Raw genomic sequence first — 15,425 nt, forward strand, 5'->3', positions numbered from 1 at the left:
GCTGCGCAAGGTCGCCGCCCGCACCCGCGACAGGCTCTGGGCAGCCGTCGGGCGTATCCTTGACGACTTCACCCCGCAGGAGTGCGCCAACTACTTCACCGCAGCCGGATACGAGCCGGAATACACGGAAAATGCTATAGCCTTCCAAGTGGCGCCGCGGCAGCATGTTATCGCTCGTTGCCGTACGTCGACAGAACCGGGTCAGGGCGTGGATTGGGATGACGCCTACGACAACCGGGGCCATGTCCCGAACGCGGAGACCTACCCGCGACGCTGGGCGGAAACTGCTGCCGCCTTCCGCGACCGGCTGGAGCAGGCGGGTCGCGCCCGGCTCGATGTCCCGTATGGCACGCTGACCCGCGAGCGCTTCGACCTGTTCCTGCCCGAGGGAACCGCCCTGGGCATCGTCGGGTTCGTGCACGGCGGCTACTGGCGCGCCTTTTCGAAATCCGACTGGTCGCACCTGGCCGAGGGGCCGCTGGCTCGCGGTTGGGCCGTGGCGATGGCCGGATACACGCTGTGCCCCGCGGCGAGAGTGACTCAGATCAGCCGCCAGGTCGGTGCGGCCATCGCGGTCGTGGCGCGCCAACTCGGTGGGCCCATCCACCTTGCCGGGCACTCGGCTGGCGGGCACCTGGTGGCGCGCATGGTCTGCGAGGACGCCCCCCTGCCGGCGGCGGTCGCTCGGCGGATCGCCTCGGTGCTTTCTATCAGCTGTATGCACGACCTGCGTCCTCCCATGCGCACCACCATGAATCGCGATCTCCGGCTCGACCGCGCCGAAGCCGCCGCAGAGAGCCCGGTGCTGCTCAACCCGCGCGAGGATGTCCCCGTGACCTGTTGGGTCGGCGCCGAGGAGCGCCCCGAGTTCCTGCGCCAGACGGCGCTTCTTGCCAACGTCTGGACCGGGTGCGGGGTGTCCACACACGCGCACGAGGAGCCGGGCCGCCACCATTTCGACGTGATCGATGCGCTGGCCGAGCCGGACAGCACGCTCGTGCACGCTCTTATGGGCCGCCGCGATGGCGAGGCGCCGGAATAAATTTTGCCGATACGGCGGGGGACCGTAATGGCAAGCACGCCGATGGCTAAGCAAAATCGGTCAGGGGTCTGCCCCTGCAAGCTGCGGTGCATGGCCGCCCAAAACACCCGGTCGAAAGCCGGCTTGTGTCGGCGGGCGTAGTGCCGGCACCCGGAATGTGGCCACGGAGGCTCAGCACGACCGGCATCCAAGGGTCCGCCACCTCTGCGCCAGCTATGACGACATGCAGCCATGGCGTCTCCGACCGGCACGTGATGCGGTCGGGCCCGTCTCCCTTGGGTCAGAGGCACAGGTCGGCGAAGCCGATGTGCCGACCGACGGGACCCCGCGTTTGACTGAGACTTGAGCTGTCTGACAAAGGCTTGAAGAAGACGTCAGCACGAGATGCAGACATTTCAGAAATCGTAGCCGAATTTTTCGATCACCGGAGCAAAGACCTTTGCAACCCAGTCCCGCGTCTGTGGTGTATAGTAGGCACGGTAGTCGGCTTCCTTGCGCCATTTGACCTTGTGGCGCGGGAGGTCGGCCTCACCGAGCTTCAGCTTGTCGACCAGATCCACCATGTGGGTGTCGAGATCCTCGAAGCGATAGACCGCGTCGACTGCGACCTGCCCGTCAATGGTGTAGAGATCCCAGTTCCGTTTGATCAGACCAGATTCGAGAAAGGCGTCGAAGTCCGGCCGTCCGCCGGGTCGTTTAGAGCCTCGGTAATAGTAATGATACATTGAAACAACATAATCCCACGGATTTCTCTCGAAGCAGAACTTGAAATAATTTCTGAAGCGGCGCGCGCCATATCCCCGATAGAGTCGCTTCAGGCTGGCGTGATCATCCAAAAAGCGGAAATAGACGGGGCTCCTTTTTCCGAGACGCCGGCGTACCGGTTTGAACCTCGCGGCCGCGAGATCGAATGGCCAGATGGAATAGTAGCGGTTGCCCGGCACGACAGGTTCAGACAGTGGTGTCCATATATCCTCGCGATCCAGGTAGGGATGCAGGAAGATTTCCACACTTGTGGAAGCCGTCTTACGCGTCTTGACAAAGACGAATTTTCTGCTGTTGCAGACAATCATCAGATCATTCGCTCAAACACGCAGGATGTCATGGCTGCTGCTCCCCGACGAGTGGCCGTCAATTCCCTGAAATCGAGCCAGTATGCCAAAGATGCACTGCGCACAAGCGCTGCGCAACCCGGCTAGCCACCCTGGCCGTGGCGTTTGGATCGGCTCGCCCCAGTGACTGGTCCGACATTGCCTTGCCGGCGAAAATGCGTTCCCGAGCGCCGCGCACTCGCCCGCCCCCCCGGGAGTCGGATCTCGCTCCGGCACCGCTGCGCTCGCTGCAGGCAAGCATCGCCAGGATTATCGCCGCCTCGGCCCTTCGCATTTGCGCGCACAAGACGAATCGTTTGGGAAAGCCAGACATCGCGCTTGCATCGCCGCGCGTTCGAGTCCATGAGGCCGGGCGTTGCGCCGTTCGTTGGAGCTTGCGCCATGTCCCAGCCCGCCCAGCGCGTCCTTCTCGGTGTCGACACCGGCGGCACCTATACGGACGCGGCATTGCTTGACGAATCCAGGCTCGTCGAGGGCCCGGCGGCCATTATCGCGTCGGCCAAGAGCCTGACCACGCGTGATGACCTCGCCCGGGGCATCGGCGCCGCCGTAGATGCCGCAATGGAGACGGCGGGGATAGCCCCTGACCGGATCGCTCTGGTATCGCTTTCCACCACGCTCGCCACAAATGCCCTGGTCGAGGGTCAGGGCGGCCGCGTCGGCCTGGTGATGATCGGCTTCGATGAGGCGGATGCCCGCAGAGCCGGCGTCGCGGAGGCGCTCGGCGGCGATCCGACGCTCCTCATCGCCGGCGGTCACGCGCCAACCGGCGAAGAAATTGCGCCCCCGGACCTGCCCGCGCTGGAGGCCTGGCTGTCGCAAACGCACGCCGATGGCTTTGCGGTATGCGCCTATTTCGCCGTGCGCAATCCCGCCCACGAGGCGCTCGCGCGCGACCTCATTCGCGCCCGGACCGGGCGTCCCGTCACCTGCAGCCACGAGCTCTCGGCGAAGGTCGGCGGGCCGAAGCGGGCGCTGACGGCTCTGCTCAACGCACGCCTGATCGGCCTGATCGACCGGCTGATCGCTTCTGCTCAGAGCACCCTCACGCGACGCGGCATTGCTGCCCCGCTCATGGTGGTGCGCGGCGACGGGGCGCTGGTCTCGGCCGATTTCGCCCGCCTGCGCCCGATCGAGACCATCCTGTCCGGCCCTGCCGCTTCCCTGATCGGCGCCTCCTGGCTGACAGGACGCCCGGACGCCGTGGTCTCCGACATCGGCGGCACGACCACGGACATTGCGGTGCTCGCCGGCGGGCGCCCGCGTCTCGACCCTGCCGGCGCCCGCGTCGGCGGCTGGCGCACGATGGTCGAGGCGGTGGAGATGACCACCCACGGCCTTGGCGGCGACTCAGAGGTCGGGCTTGCGCCATCGGGCCTCGAGAGCCGCCTCGTGCTCGGCCCGCGCCGCCTGGTCCCGGTGTCGCTGCTCGCCGCCGAGCACCCTGCGGTCGTCCACGACTCGCTCGACCGTGATCTCGCCGCCGAGTATGTCACCGATCTTGCCGGCCGTTTCCTGCTGGCCCCCGATCCCGGCCGCGCACATGGGCTCGACGCCCACGAAGCACGCGTCTTCGCGGAACTTGATCGCGGGCCGCGGCCCGCCGCCGAGGTGCTGCGCACCCGTCTGCTGCGCACTGCGCTCACGCGCCTGGTCTCACGCGGCCTGGTCATGGTCTCCGGCCTGACGCCCTCGGACGCCGCTCATGTCCTGGGCATCCACGCCGCCTGGGACGCGAGTGCCGCCGCCAAGGCCGTCCGACTGTTCGCGCGCCAGCGCGCCAATGACGGCCGACCGCTTGCCCCGGATGCGCAGACGCTGGCGCGCCGCATCCAGGACGCACTGACCCGCCGCTCGGCACAGCTGGTGCTCGACGCCGCCTTCGCGGGGGACGGGTTCGATCAGCCCGAGCCCAGCCAGACCTTTCTCGTCGAGGCCGCGCTCGACCGCCATGCGGGCCTGATCCGCCCGCGGCTGTCGCTTGGCGCCCCTCTGATCGGCCTCGGGGCCTCCGCGCCGGCCTACTACCCCGCGGTGGCGCAGCTGCTCGATGCCGAGAGCGTCGTGCCCGAGCACGCTGGCGTTGCCAACGCCGTCGGGGCCGTGGTCGGGCAGGTGCGCGTCGCGCGCTCGGCCACCATCACCTGCCCGGCCGAAGGCAAATTTCGGGCCCACCTTCCCTCTGGGGCACGCGATTTCGCGAGCTATGACGAAGCGCTGGCCGAGGCTGAGGCCGTTCTTGGCGCGCTCGCCCGGGGCGCGGCGGCCGAGGCCGGGGCCGCCGAGGTCCAAATTACCCTAGGCGTCGAGGTTCAGGATGCGGATATCGAAGGGAAGCGCTTGCTCGTCGAAGCGACCGTCACCGCCACCGCAACGGGACGGCCACGTCTTGCCGAGCCCGCCTAGTTGCCGGGCGCCTTGCATCCTTTCTTTCGTCCGCCTGTCGCCGTGACGTCAGCGCGCATGGCCCGCCAATAGGCGATGACATATCTTGCGTTTCGTCATAAAATCGACACGAAACTGGACGGGCTGTCGCGGCAGTGGCGAAGCAGGCAGGCGAGGCGCCGGAGCAGCCGCGAATCCGGTGACAGCGTCCGGGCTCACATCAATTGAACCGAGGCCCATGTATCACCTCGATGCCGTCCTAACGCACTGGATCAATGGATTGTCGGGCCAGATCGGCGCCGTGGACACGCTGATGGTCTGGGTCACGACTCTCGGCGTCCCTCTGATGGTGCTTGCGACCGCCGGACAGTGGTGGGTGCGTCACGACCGTTCGCACGTGCGGCACGTGCTGGTGGCGGCAGGGCTGTCCTTTCTGCTGGGCCTCGCTATCAACCAGCTGATACTTCTCTTCGTCCACCGGCTGCGGCCCTACGATGCCGGCCTGACCCACCTGCTGATCCCGCCAAATCCCACCGATTTCTCGTTTCCGTCGGACCATGCCACCGCGACCATCGCAATTGCTGCGACCTTTCTTCTCCATGGCATGAAGCAGCGCGGGCTCGCCTTCCTCGCCGCTGCCGTCCTGGTGATGTTCTCGCGGGTCTTTGTCGGCACACATTACGTGAGCGATGTGCTCGGCGGCGCCGCTACCGCCCTTTTTGCCGCCTGGCTGGTCCGTGTCGGCTATCGGGAGGGCACGGGTCTCGACCGGCTTGTCACGCGGATCCTGTGAGGCGGGTTTGACCGTACCGTCGGGGCCGACCTTTTCCTTCCGGGAACGTGGCGATAGCATGTCGGCTCGCGCTTTCGCGCCGTTGTCGATGAGGGAGTCCTGATGGTTTGCATCGCCGCTGCCGCCTATCCGTGCGAGTTCCTCGGCGCCTGGTCCGCCTACGAGGACAAGATCTCGCGCTGGGTCGCCGAGGCTGCCAGCCAGGGCGCCGACCTCCTCGTCTTCCCCGAATGGGCCGGCCTCGAGCTTGCCACCCTCGAGGGCCGAGAAACCGCAGCCGACCTGGTTCGCTGCATCGATGCACAGGGCGAGTGGCTGACCGAGGCCGATGCGCTGCACGCCCGTCTCGCGGCCCGGCATCGAGTCCACATTTGTGCCGGTAGCGCGCTGGTCCGCCGTGCCGATGGCAAGGCGGTCAATCGCGCCCGGCTGATGACGCCGGAGGGCGCAGTCGGGGTGCAGGACAAGCTCATCATGACCCGCTACGAGCGCGAGGTCTTCGACATTCATGCCGGCCGCGAGGCCCGCGTCTTCGACACCGCGCTCGGCCGCATCGGCATCGCCATCTGCTACGATGTCGAGTTTCCGCTGATAGGCCGCGCCATGATCGAGGCCGGTGTGGAGATCATTCTCGCGCCCTCATGCACCGAGGCGCTCTCGGGTGCGACCCGTGTCCGCATCGGCGCCCGCGCCCGTGCGCTCGAGGGGCAGTGCATATCCGTGCAGGCGCCGACCGTCGGGGCGGCAGACTGGAACGAGGCACTGGACGTCACCACCGGGGCCGCCGGCATCTTTTGCCCGCCTGACCGCGGCTTCCCCATGAGCGGCATTCTGGCGCAAGGCGAGATCGACCGCGCCGGCTGGGTAATCGCTAATGCCGATCTCGACGCCGTGGCCCAGGTTCGCCGCGACGGCGGCGTGCTCAACATGGCGCACTGGCCGGAGCAGGCCGATGGCCGGCTCGCGCGGCTGGCGGCGATCGATCTCATCTCTGCGCCAATACGGGCTGCCGAGTAATCGACGCAAGACCGGGCCGGATCGCGCTTGTCGATTCCGCGACGGCACAGCACAGGAGAGTCCCGCGTCGTGGTTTCGCGCCCAGGCGTGTGCAAACTCGCGACAGGCCTTGACGGGGACAGAACCAGCCGGACGCTTCAAAAGAGTCGGCGCTATTTTTCGGTCGTCTCGCCCAGGTCCGGGACTGCCTCCGACCCCTCGGTGCCGACAAGCAGGACCCTCGCATCGGCGTTCAGCGCCATTGCCTCGCGGACCTCCGGCATACAGGCAGCACCCATAAGGGCCAACACGCCGGCGGCGGAACAGGGTCCGGCCGGAACCGGTCCGCCTCCCGCGTCTCCGGAGGCGAGCATCTTCAGCGCCGACGCGACCGGCGCATCCGCTACGGTGACGAAGTGCGAGGCGGCCCGGCGCACGATTTCCCATGCGATCAGCGAAGGCGCGCCGCAACTGATACCGCCCATGACTGACTCGTGGCGCACCTTGATGGGCGTCGCACGGCCGCGCCGAGCGCTTGCCATCAGGCACGCGGCGCGCTCGGATTCGACGATCACCAGCCGCGGGCGGGCCTCGCCCATATCCATCCAGAAACGTGCCGCCAGTGCGGCCGCCAGTCCGCCGACCCCCGCCTGCACGAAAACATGCGTGATCGGCTCGGGGGCTTGCTCGGTGGCCTCCGCAGCCAGCGTCGTGTAGCCGGCCATGACCAGGCGGGGCACCTGAAGGTAGTTCTCATAGGAGGTATCCGACACCACCAGCCAGCCATTCCTGGCGGATTCGGCGGCGCAAATCCTGACTGCGTCGTCGTAGTCGCCGCTGATCCGAACGACCTCGGCTCCAAGAGCCTCGATGGCAGTCGCGCGTTGCTCTGGCACGGCGGCATGTACGTAGACCCGACACTGGCAGCCGGCCATGCTGGCTCCCCAGGCAACCGAGCGCCCGTGGTTGCCGGCCGTGGCCGTGGTTACCGTCAGCGCGGCCCCTTGCTCCCCGATACGGCCGGCGCGCAGCCGATCCGTGGTCGTTCCCAGTCGCTCGGCCAGCAATCTCAGGACCGCATAGGCACCGCCCAGCGCCTTGAAAGAGCCGAGCCCGAAGCGCTCGGCCTCGTCCTTATAAAGCACTGACCCGACGCCGAGCGCTGCAGCCATGCGATCCATGCTCCTCAGCGGCGTCGGCGCGTATCCGGGCCAGGTCCGGATCTCCTCTGTGGCCGCTTCCGCCATGGCACGGGAGAACAATGCATCGAGCCGGTCGGGATAGGGGCCGGGGACCGGATTCGTGGCGAAGTGGTCGACAATCCTGGGCGGTTTTCGAAAATGTAAAAGGGGCATACGGACGCAACTCCCTATTTCGAATGTTATTTGCCTAGAACGGATTTCCATTGAAGGTCCAGCAGAAATGCGCCCGACAGTCGAAATCGGGCGCGATGACTCGCCTCTTGCGAGCAAGATTCGCGCGGTCCCACACGGGTAGCCCGTTCCGCCGGACAAGCTCGCTGAACGCGACGCGCGGGCGGGCAACGCATGGCAATTGGGACACGCGCCGGGGGGTTGACGGACAGAAATTTCTGATGGCGTGAGCCGGGGTGCAGCGCCCTATGCGGAGCGTCCAAATTTGGACGCATGGCAAGTGCTTGATCTTGAATGATTTTCCAAATCAGTGTTGTTTGGACGGCATCCCGGGCGGGCTCCTAGGGGGCGAGGTCGGTGGGCACCGGTCGCCCTGCCCCGGCGTTATCCCAGGCCTGGGCGACGATGCGCCAGCGGCCGGCGTCCTTGACCAGCAGGATGGCCTCGACGACACGGGCTCTCCCGGTTTCGTTCTCGGTGTGCTCGGAGGCGGCGAGCGCCACCGCGACATTGCCGAAGACGCGGATATGGGTGCCGAGCACCTGCTCGCGAAACGAGGTCAGGGTGGTGTCCGCGAGCCCCTGCATGCGCTCGATGAAGTCGGCCACGCCCCGCGCCCGCGCCGGCCGCACCGAGGGCCAAAGGGTGGCGCCTTCGGCGAAGTCGGCGGCGAAGGCGTGCCAGTCCGAGGGGCGCCCGGGCGCCCAGTCGAGGCTCGCGAACTGGCGCGCGATAAGCGCCTCGATGGCGCGGATGTCGTCGTCGCAGGCGTGAGTGGGCATGGCTGGCCTCCCGGCGGCATGATGGGAAGGCGCGCAACTCAGGGGTCCCTGCGCGCCATCACCCTAGCTCGAAGCTCGTGATCCCGAAAATATGGTCCAGTGGCAGGTCGGGCGCGGCGCCGCGGTACATGCGCGCGGTCTCGAAGACGGGCGCGAGGCCGTGGCGCTCGGCCAGCCTGAGCGCGGCGGCGTTCGGCTCGGGCGGGTCGAGGAAGACCGGCCCCGGCGGCGCATTGGAGGCCAGTGCGCGGAACAGGAGATCGGCATCGGCATCGGACCGCGCGAAGAGCGGGCCGATCTTCGCGCCCTCGCAGCAAGGCCGGAGCACGCCGTAGCCGGTCACCGCCCCGTCGTCGACGAGGCAGCGGACCACATGTCCGGGCGCGGCCAGCCAGGCGGCGAGGAAGCGCGCGCGGGGCGCCGCGAAAAAGGCACGGTCGAAGTCGATGACGGCGGCGGGGTCGCCCGGCGCGACGAGGCGGGGGTCGCGCGGCGGCTCGATCGCCACCGGGCCGCCATAGCGGATGTTGCGGTGGGCGAGGACGAAGCCCGACCTGGCGTAGTTTCCCTGCTGGGCCACCACCCCGTCGAGGCCGACGGAACGGCCCTCGAGCCGGGCGAGCCCCGCGCGCCAGATGGCGATCCCACGGCCCTTGCCCCGCTCCTGGGGCACCACGATGTAGAATCCCAGGAAGCCAAAGGATCGCCCATAGCGGACCACCGAGATCGAGGCCACCGGGCGGCCGTCGAGCCAGCCCATCAGGAAGCCATCCGGGTCCTCTGGGCGGAAGGGGCCGGCATCCGAGAGGCCTGGGTTCCAGCCCTCGTCCGCCGCCCAGCCGACGGCCGTGGCGAGGTCGGCCTCGGACATCGGGCGGATCTCGAGCGGCATGGCGGGCCTCCGTATAACGGGCAGCCGTCAGGGTGCCCGAACCGGGGCGCGAGTTCCAGCGGCAAGGCCAAACGCGGGAGCCGTGCCGGGTGTCCACGCGTGGACACATGGTCAAGCTGTTGATTCGAATATAGTTTTCGAATCAGCTGGTTCTGCGCGGAGCCGCGATAACCGGGCGCGACCGGCCCGCTCAGCGCAGCTTCGAGGAGATCACGCCGGTGTTGAAGCCGCCCCAGCGCAGCTCGCCCCACAGGCGCTGGTACTCGATCTTGGGGCAGTGGTCCATGATCACCGTGAGGCCCTTCGCCTCGGCGCGGCGGGCGGCCTCCCAGTTCACGATGCCGATCTGCATCCAGATCACCTTGAGCCCGCGGTCCATCAGCTGCTCGATGGCCTCGTCGACCACCCCGCCGGCCTGATCGGAGCGGCGGAAGATCTCGACCATGTCGATGGGGTCATGCGCGCGCGGGATGGCCTCGAGCGACTCGTAGACCGGCTGGCCGAACGCCTCGGCCCCAGCATAGCGCGGGTTGACCGGAATGACCGTGTAGCCCTTCAGCGTGAGATAGCGCGTGACGTAGTAGGATGGCCGCACCTCGTTGAGCGAGACGCCAACGGCGGCGACGGTGCGCACGCGCTCGAGGATCGCGCGGATCTGCTCGTGACTGTAGGTCGGGGGCTCCATGGGGGCGTTGTGCCACAGCCCGGCGCCGGGCGCGAGGGGGTTGGGGGGCAGCTGCAGGCAAAAAAAGTCCGCCGGATTTCCGTGTGGGGGAGAGGTCCGGCGGACGTCAAGTCGGAACGAGGGACAGTGAGTACTGAGGCGGGACGTTCAACTCCGCCTCACGCTTCATAATATGGTCGATGCGTTGCGATTTTGTAACCCTCTGTCGCAATTTCGTGAGCGAAAAATCCCGGCCCGGCGGGTGCGCGGCGCTCACGGCCCGCCGGGGTTGCCCGGCGCCGCGCCGGCTCGCCCTGCGGCTGCATAGAGGGCGACGGCGGCAGCGGTCGAGACGTTGAGCGAGGTAAAGCGGGCGGCGGGCGTGATTCGCGCAAACCGGGTGCAGAGCGCGCGCGTGCGGGCGCGCAAGCCGGGCCCCTCGGCGCCGAGGACGAGCGCCAGCGGGCGCCCGGCGGCCGCGGCGACAGCGTCCTCCAGCGGGGTCTCGGCTTCGCCGGCGAGGCCGACCAGCTCGTAGCCGAGGTCGGCGAGGCGCTCCATGGCGTCGCCGAGATTGGTCACCCTGAGGTAGGGCTGACGCTCGAGCGCGCCCGAGGCGGCCTTGGCCAACGCCCCGGTCTCGGGCGCGGAGTGGCGCGCGGGCGCGACCACGGCGCGGGCGCCGAAGACTTCCGAGCTGCGCAGGATGGCGCCCACATTGTGCGGGTCGGTGACGCGGTCGAGCAATACCAGGGTCGGGGCGGGCGCGCCCGGGGCCGGCGCGGCGAGGTCGGCGAGCGGGCCCCAGTCGAGCGGCTCGGCCTCGAGCGCGGCGCCCTGGTGCACCGATTGCGGGTCGAGCGGCGCGGGGAAGCGCCGCGGGTCGGCGATCTCGGGCTCCAGGCCAGCGGTTGCAATCGCCTCGGCCAGGCGCTGGCGGGCGTTCGGGGTGACGATCAGCCGGCGGCGGCGACGGCGCGGGTTCATCAGCGCGTCGCGCACGGCATGCAGCCCAAACAGCCAGACAGTGCCGCCCTGCGAGGCGGCGGGCCGCCGGTGCCGCCCCGGTCCGCCGCCGGACGTGCCGCGCGAAGGCTTGCGGGGCGGTCTAGGGGGTCGACGTCCAGCCATGCGGCTCTCCGGTTCCGGCGGCGGGCGAGATTAGGCATGATGGCGCCGCAAGGGAAAGGGAGAAGCCATGGCCGAACCCCAGAAAGACGCCGCGGACGCCGCGATCCGTCCCGCCCGAGTCGCGGATCAAGGCGCCATCGAGCGTGTCGCCCGCGCGGCCTATGCGCGCTACGTGCCGCGCATCGGGCGCGAGCCGGCGCCGATGGTGGCCGATTTCGCGGCCGCCATCGCTGCCGGCCGGGTCTGGGTGCTGGGCGAGCCACTCGCCGGCTATGTCGTGGCCTATCCGCGAGCAGACCACTGGCATCTGGAGAACCTGGCGGTCGACCCGGCGGCGCAGGGGCGTGGGCTGGGTCGGGCGCTGATCGCCCATGTGGAAGCGCTGGCCCACCGTCACGGCGCCCGCGCGGTCGAACTCTACACCAACGCGAGGATGACGGAGAACCTGCGCCTCTACCCCCGGCTCGGCTATGCCGTGACCGCTCGGCGCTTCGAGGAAGGCTTCGACCGAGTGTTCTTCCGCAAGGCGCTGGCGGCGGGCGAGGAGTGTTGACACCGCGCCTGCACGCGTCCTACATGCCGCGCGTCGGCGGCACCGCCCGCCGGCCGCCCACCCGTGGAGGGGTGGCAGAGCGGTCAAATGCAACGGACTGTAAATCCGTCGGGGAAACCCTACGCTGGTTCGAATCCAGCCCCCTCCACCAATGACCTGGCAGAAGTCGACCTGGCTCCTTGAGCAGTCCGAGCATTCCTCGGGTCACTGCTTCTCGTTCCCGTACCCGGCAGTGGCGGTTCGCGCCCTTCCCCTGCTTTGCCACCATTCCGTGCGGCTCGAGTCGCGTGACGGCGATGTCGCGCAGGCGATCCTCGATGTCGCCCGGGAAACGCCGCCCGACGTGGTCGTCGTGGGTAAGCGCGGCACCGGGCGCGTTGCCGGACTGCTGATCGGCAGCGTGTCGCAGAAACCGGTCAGTCTCGTGAACAATGTCGTGATTGTCGTTCCCTGAATGCCGCAGAATCAACCTTTTGCCGGCGATGCGTGCCCGCAGACCGGCCGGGCCGAGCAAAGGCAAGACGCACCGCGCCGTGCTTTTCTAGCAGCCGGGGGACGGACCGCGCGCCGGGAAAAGGCGCCATGCATCGGCCAAATCATTGAGCATCAGGGCCAGACGGGTGCATCATCGGCGGCGATGTCGATATTCACAGCAAGCCTCGGACCGACCTGCGTTGCGCTGCCATCTGGCGAGCGGGCAGCGGCTTTCCATCGCCCTTGCCGGATTTTCCAAGCATGACGAACCAGGCGACGCAAGACGAGCCGGAGGACCGCGAGCCATCGTCGGGCCGCAACCTGGCAAGGATCGAGACGCTTCTTCGCGCGACACTGATCGGCGGCCTGATCCTCATTGCGCTTTGGAGCGTCGGCCGGGTGCTGCTGGTGATCTTTGCCGGCGCGCTCTTCGGTGTGCTGCTGAACGGCCTTGTCCGGCTGACCCAGGAGGCCAGCAAGGTCTCTCGATCCTACGCCTTCACGGCCGTGATAGCGGCCCTGGCCCTGATGGTCGCCGGCACGGCCTATTTTCTGCTGCCGGGGATCATCACGCAGACATCCGAGCTCGCCGACAGTCTGTCCTCCGCCTTGGCCAACATCTCGCAGTTGCTGGCCAAGTACGCGCCCAGCCTGCAGGTCTCTCTCGGCCAGATGCTCGGCGCCGCCAACCTGCCTTTCCGCCTGTTCGGGTTCACGTCATCCTTGACGACGGCGCTGATAACCGTCGCCCTGGTCATCTTCATCGGCTTCTATGGCGCGCTGGACGCCTCGCTGTACCGCAGCGGCCTGTTGCGCGTGGTGCCGCGGGCCCGGCGCGACGAAGCAAAGGTCATTCTCACATCCCTGTGCAGCACCCTGGAGTGGTGGCTGCTGGGCCGTGCCATCACCATGAGCGCGGTCGGGCTCATCACGCTGGTCTGTCTTCTCCTGCTCGGCATCCGGCTGGCCGTCACGCTGAGCCTGATCGCCGGGCTGCTGACCTTTATCCCCTATCTCGGCGCCATCGTCTCGGCGATCCCCGCTGTCCTGGTGGCCTTCGTGCAAGGCCCGACGATCGCGCTCTATGTCGTCCTCGTCTACGTCGGGGCCCATACCGTCGAGGGGTATCTGCTGGCGCCGCTGGTGCAGCGGCGAACCGTGCATCTTCCGCCGGCCCTGATGCTGGCCACCCAGGCCCTTCTGGGCACGCTGTTCGGGATTGCCGGCCTGGCCTTGGCCGCGCCACTCGCGGCGGCCGCAGTGGTGCTGGTGCCCGTGCTCGCCGGCCGAGATGACGAGACAGAGGAAGACCAGAGGCTCAGCCTTCGCGGGCGGTAAGGCAAAGTTGTGCGGTCATGCGCAGGCGGGTCTCTGGGTTTGCCCTTGGTGCCAACCCTCCGATGACATGCGCCTATCGACCGAGAGGGCGCGCTCTGCGAGTGGTGTTGACGTTGCCCGGTACCTAATATCCGGCACTTCGGTGATCGGGCGACAGGCGACCCGGCCCGGGGCCGGCGGGCCCTGTCCGGCCAGGGCGCGAACTTTCGCTTGATCGCCGCCATCGTCGGCAGCACGATCACCGCCCAGCATGAAAATGGGAAACGTCAGGAGGAGACACACGTCATGCGCATCCATCCGATGATCCCGGCCTCGCTCGTCGCCCTCGCGCTCTCGGGAGCTCCCTGCGCCCAGGCCGCATCCGATGTCGGCAGCTCGGCCGACAATCCGCTGGTGGTCGCGTTCCAGGGCGGGGCCGTGACACTCGATCCGATCATGCGCAGCGAGAGCACGGCCTATTCATGGCAGCGTCACATCTTCGACACGATCACCATGCGCGACCGCACCGGCAAGCCGGTGCCCCGGATCGCCGTGTCGTGGGACAACCTGTCGCCGCTGCAGTGGAAGCTAACGCTGCGCAAGGGCGTGAAGTTCCAGGACGGCAGCGAGATGACGCCCGATGACGTCGGCCAGTCGATCCTGGACGCCGGGAACAACCCCAAGTCGCAGGTGCGCAACTTCGTCAGCGACGTCAAGGGCTACACGGTGGACGACGACCACACGATCACCGTCAACTTCAAGACACCGGACCCGTTCTTCCCGACGCACCTGTCGAACATCCCCGTGATGCCGGAGAAGGAAATCGCCAAGGAGGGCCGGGAGGCGTTCGCCAACCACCCGGTCGGCACCGGCCCCTACAAGTTCGTCAGCTGGCTCGCCGACGACCACCTGGTGCTGCAGTCTTGGGACGGCTTCTGGGGCGACAAGCCGGCGTTCGATCACGTCAAGCTGGAGGGCATTCCCAACAACGCGACCCGGGTCGCCTCGCTGCTCTCGGGACAGGCGCAGGTGGTCGAGAAGGTGGTGCCCAGCGACTTCGACCGCGTGAGGAAGAGCGGCAAGGCCTACATCACCAACGCGCCCGGCGAGCGCACCATGTACCTGGCGATGGACTACCACAACAAGTCGAACTCGCCCGGGATGCCCGAAGGCGGCAAGAACCCGTTCATGCAGCCGAAGGCGCGCAAGGCGATCGACCTGGCGATCAACCGCAAGCTCATCAACCAGAAAATCTTCGCGGACACCATGACCGTGACCAGCCAGTTCCTGCCGCCCTCGATGGAAGGCCATGACCCGAACGTCAAAAGCGTCCCCTACGCTCCGGATCAGGCCAAGAAGCTGCTGGCCGACGCCGGCTTCCCGAAGGGATTCAAGACCAGGCTCGACGCCCCGAACGACCGCTATCTGTACGATTCCCTGGTGGCGCAGGCGCTGTCGGGGCTTTTGGCCGACGCCGGCGTCACCGTGAAGGTCAACGCGATCCCGAAGGCGGTGTTCTTCCCACAGCTCAACAGGGGCGACTTCACCATGTACTTCGCCGGCTGGGGCAGCACCGACCCGGTGTCGACCTGGAACGCCCTGTTCCACTGTCGGGACAAGGCGCTCGGCTTCGGTCACGTGAACCGCGAGCACTATTGCGACAAGAAGGCCGACAAGGTGATGGCCGAGGCCGCCCAGACCTTCGATGAGGCCAAGCGCGTGAAGCTGATCCGGCAGGCCTACGCCATGGCGCGGAACAAGGATTACGCCTATCTGCCGCTTTACTATCAGAACGTGATCGCCGGGGTCTCGAACGACGTGAACTGGAAGTCGCGTGCCGACGAGCTGATCTTCGCGTGGCAGATGACGCGCAAGTAGCCTGATGGCGCGTGGCCCGGCGCCCTCCCGCCC

Annotated in this window: 14 protein-coding genes and 1 tRNA gene; 9 read left to right on the top strand and 6 right to left on the bottom strand. The window is 67.7% G+C overall.

What is annotated here, in order from left to right:
* On the top strand, positions 1 to 1,042 hold a 1,042-nt coding region (locus AC32QD_RS14525; RefSeq protein WP_492011226.1), incomplete at its 5' end, for a hormone-sensitive lipase.
* Positions 1,043 to 1,437: 395 nt separating this feature from the next.
* Here the strand turns inward: AC32QD_RS14525 and AC32QD_RS14530 are convergent.
* Positions 1,438 to 2,115, bottom strand: coding sequence for a sulfotransferase family protein (locus tag AC32QD_RS14530; protein WP_492011227.1), 678 nt, complete (start codon positions 2,113 to 2,115; stop codon positions 1,438 to 1,440).
* A 420-nt stretch (positions 2,116 to 2,535) separates the two neighbouring features.
* Here AC32QD_RS14530 and AC32QD_RS14535 point away from each other — a divergent pair, with 420 nt between their 5' ends.
* The 3 genes from AC32QD_RS14535 to AC32QD_RS14545 all read left to right on the top strand — a co-directional run bounded on the left by AC32QD_RS14535 (position 2,536) and on the right by AC32QD_RS14545 (position 6,349).
* Positions 2,536 to 4,560 carry a hydantoinase/oxoprolinase N-terminal domain-containing protein gene (locus AC32QD_RS14535; protein ID WP_492011228.1) on the top strand — a complete coding sequence of 675 codons (2,025 nt, stop codon included), beginning with the start codon at positions 2,536 to 2,538 and terminating at the stop codon, positions 4,558 to 4,560.
* A 217-nt stretch (positions 4,561 to 4,777) separates the two neighbouring features.
* Positions 4,778 to 5,332, top strand: a complete 555-nt coding sequence (locus AC32QD_RS14540; protein WP_492011229.1) for a phosphatase PAP2 family protein — start codon at positions 4,778 to 4,780, stop codon at positions 5,330 to 5,332.
* Positions 5,333 to 5,434: 102 nt separating this feature from the next.
* The gene (locus AC32QD_RS14545) at positions 5,435 to 6,349 is read left to right on the top strand and encodes a carbon-nitrogen hydrolase family protein (protein WP_492011230.1); all 915 of its coding nucleotides are present in this window, start codon (positions 5,435 to 5,437) and stop codon (positions 6,347 to 6,349) included.
* Between the two features lie 152 nt (positions 6,350 to 6,501).
* Here the strand turns inward: AC32QD_RS14545 and AC32QD_RS14550 are convergent, their stop codons facing one another.
* The 5 genes from AC32QD_RS14550 to AC32QD_RS14570 all read right to left on the bottom strand — a co-directional run bounded on the left by AC32QD_RS14550 (position 6,502) and on the right by AC32QD_RS14570 (position 11,170).
* Positions 6,502 to 7,683, bottom strand: a complete 1,182-nt coding sequence (locus tag AC32QD_RS14550; RefSeq protein WP_492011231.1) for a diaminopropionate ammonia-lyase — start codon at positions 7,681 to 7,683, stop codon at positions 6,502 to 6,504.
* 359 nt (positions 7,684 to 8,042) lie between these two features.
* Positions 8,043 to 8,483 (bottom strand): nuclear transport factor 2 family protein, encoded by a 441-nt coding sequence (locus AC32QD_RS14555; RefSeq protein ID WP_492011232.1) that lies wholly within the window; start codon positions 8,481 to 8,483, stop codon positions 8,043 to 8,045.
* Between the two features lie 58 nt (positions 8,484 to 8,541).
* Positions 8,542 to 9,375: a GNAT family N-acetyltransferase gene (locus tag AC32QD_RS14560; protein ID WP_492011233.1), complete on the bottom strand. Its 834-nt coding sequence runs from the start codon at positions 9,373 to 9,375 to the stop codon at positions 8,542 to 8,544.
* Positions 9,376 to 9,565: 190 nt separating this feature from the next.
* Positions 9,566 to 10,060: a CoA-binding protein gene (locus tag AC32QD_RS14565; RefSeq protein ID WP_492011234.1), complete on the bottom strand. Its 495-nt coding sequence runs from the start codon at positions 10,058 to 10,060 to the stop codon at positions 9,566 to 9,568.
* 252 nt (positions 10,061 to 10,312) lie between these two features.
* Positions 10,313 to 11,170, bottom strand: a complete 858-nt coding sequence (locus AC32QD_RS14570) for a TrmH family RNA methyltransferase (RefSeq protein WP_492011235.1) — start codon at positions 11,168 to 11,170, stop codon at positions 10,313 to 10,315.
* A gap of 67 nt (positions 11,171 to 11,237) precedes the next feature.
* Between AC32QD_RS14570 and AC32QD_RS14575 the strand changes: the two genes are divergently transcribed.
* The 5 genes from AC32QD_RS14575 (at position 11,238) to AC32QD_RS14595 (ending at position 15,392) form a co-directional block, all read left to right on the top strand.
* Positions 11,238 to 11,723 carry a GNAT family N-acetyltransferase gene (locus tag AC32QD_RS14575; RefSeq protein ID WP_492011236.1) on the top strand — a complete coding sequence of 162 codons (486 nt, stop codon included), beginning with the start codon at positions 11,238 to 11,240 and terminating at the stop codon, positions 11,721 to 11,723.
* A gap of 65 nt (positions 11,724 to 11,788) precedes the next feature.
* Positions 11,789 to 11,874 (top strand) — tRNA-Tyr (locus AC32QD_RS14580).
* Entirely contained in the window at positions 11,875 to 12,177 is a 303-nt protein-coding gene (locus AC32QD_RS14585; RefSeq protein ID WP_492011237.1) for a universal stress protein, read from the top strand.
* Positions 12,178 to 12,458: 281 nt separating this feature from the next.
* Positions 12,459 to 13,535 (top strand): AI-2E family transporter, encoded by a 1,077-nt coding sequence (locus AC32QD_RS14590; RefSeq protein ID WP_492011238.1) that lies wholly within the window; start codon positions 12,459 to 12,461, stop codon positions 13,533 to 13,535.
* Between the two features lie 285 nt (positions 13,536 to 13,820).
* Positions 13,821 to 15,392, top strand: a complete 1,572-nt coding sequence (locus AC32QD_RS14595) for an ABC transporter substrate-binding protein (RefSeq protein ID WP_492011239.1) — start codon at positions 13,821 to 13,823, stop codon at positions 15,390 to 15,392.
* The last annotated feature ends 33 nt before the right edge of the window (positions 15,393 to 15,425 follow it).

The sequence above is a fragment of the Thermohalobaculum sp. genome (assembly GCF_058622915.1).

Coding starts and splice junctions, on each gene's coding strand:
- AC32QD_RS14530 (WP_492011227.1), bottom strand. CDS start 2,115: ATGATTGTCTGCAACAGCAGAAAATTCGTCTTTGTCAAGACGCGTAAG.
- AC32QD_RS14535 (WP_492011228.1), top strand. CDS start 2,536: ATGTCCCAGCCCGCCCAGCGCGTCCTTCTCGGTGTCGACACCGGCGGC.
- AC32QD_RS14540 (WP_492011229.1), top strand. CDS start 4,778: ATGTATCACCTCGATGCCGTCCTAACGCACTGGATCAATGGATTGTCG.
- AC32QD_RS14545 (WP_492011230.1), top strand. CDS start 5,435: ATGGTTTGCATCGCCGCTGCCGCCTATCCGTGCGAGTTCCTCGGCGCC.
- AC32QD_RS14550 (WP_492011231.1), bottom strand. CDS start 7,683: ATGCCCCTTTTACATTTTCGAAAACCGCCCAGGATTGTCGACCACTTC.
- AC32QD_RS14555 (WP_492011232.1), bottom strand. CDS start 8,483: ATGCCCACTCACGCCTGCGACGACGACATCCGCGCCATCGAGGCGCTT.
- AC32QD_RS14560 (WP_492011233.1), bottom strand. CDS start 9,375: ATGCCGCTCGAGATCCGCCCGATGTCCGAGGCCGACCTCGCCACGGCC.
- AC32QD_RS14565 (WP_492011234.1), bottom strand. CDS start 10,060: ATGGAGCCCCCGACCTACAGTCACGAGCAGATCCGCGCGATCCTCGAG.
- AC32QD_RS14570 (WP_492011235.1), bottom strand. CDS start 11,170: ATGGCTGGACGTCGACCCCCTAGACCGCCCCGCAAGCCTTCGCGCGGC.
- AC32QD_RS14575 (WP_492011236.1), top strand. CDS start 11,238: ATGGCCGAACCCCAGAAAGACGCCGCGGACGCCGCGATCCGTCCCGCC.
- AC32QD_RS14585 (WP_492011237.1), top strand. CDS start 11,875: ATGACCTGGCAGAAGTCGACCTGGCTCCTTGAGCAGTCCGAGCATTCC.
- AC32QD_RS14590 (WP_492011238.1), top strand. CDS start 12,459: ATGACGAACCAGGCGACGCAAGACGAGCCGGAGGACCGCGAGCCATCG.
- AC32QD_RS14595 (WP_492011239.1), top strand. CDS start 13,821: ATGCGCATCCATCCGATGATCCCGGCCTCGCTCGTCGCCCTCGCGCTC.